At 64.3% G+C, this 614-nt stretch carries 1 protein-coding gene; it reads left to right on the top strand.

Going from position 1 to position 614, the window contains the following annotated elements; translation table 11 throughout:
- On the top strand, positions 1-614 hold a 614-nt coding region (locus tag A7A77_RS17335; protein WP_172799945.1), incomplete at both ends, for an LLM class flavin-dependent oxidoreductase.

The following is a 614-nucleotide window of genomic DNA, read 5'->3' as shown; positions in this document are numbered from 1 at the left end:
GTGCAGGACCATTTCGCGACGTACTGGAGCCAGTGGACGCGGGCGGAAAGCCTGGGTTTCGAGGGCATCTTCTTTAGCGAGCACCACTTCGGCCCCGGCTACAGCCCGTCGCCCAACCTGTTGGTTGCCGCGCTGGCTCCGGTCACGAAGACGCTGCGGCTTGGCGTGATGGGTGTGGTTTTACCCTATTACGAACCGTGGCGGGTGATCGAGGAGATCGGGATGCTCGATCACTTGCTGCAGGGACGTCTGGAAATCGGCACGGCCAGCGGTATTCCGCCGGAAATGGCGCAAGTCGGGCTAGGCGTTGCCCTGGCCAACGAACGCAATGCGGAGGCGCAGGAACTGCTGGACTGGGCGCTGACCCATCCGGGCCAACCGATCACGCATCACGGCAAGCACTGGAATTTCGACAACCTGACACTGGTGCCGCAGCCGCTGCAGGCAAAGCCCAATCGCTGGACGACGGTGGTGAGCGAAGCGTCGGCACGCCGCTCGGCCACGCGCGGCACGCGGATCTGCACCGGGTTTAACTCGGTGGAGCAGGTGCGCAAGGTGTTCGACGGCTACCGCGAGGAAGCGGATCGGATCGGCCTTGCCCATTCGCCCGACTC

Source organism: Croceicoccus bisphenolivorans (genome assembly GCF_001634625.1).
GTDB lineage: Bacteria > Pseudomonadota > Alphaproteobacteria > Sphingomonadales > Sphingomonadaceae > Croceicoccus > Croceicoccus bisphenolivorans.
This window is presented reverse-complemented; position numbering and strand designations above follow the sequence as displayed.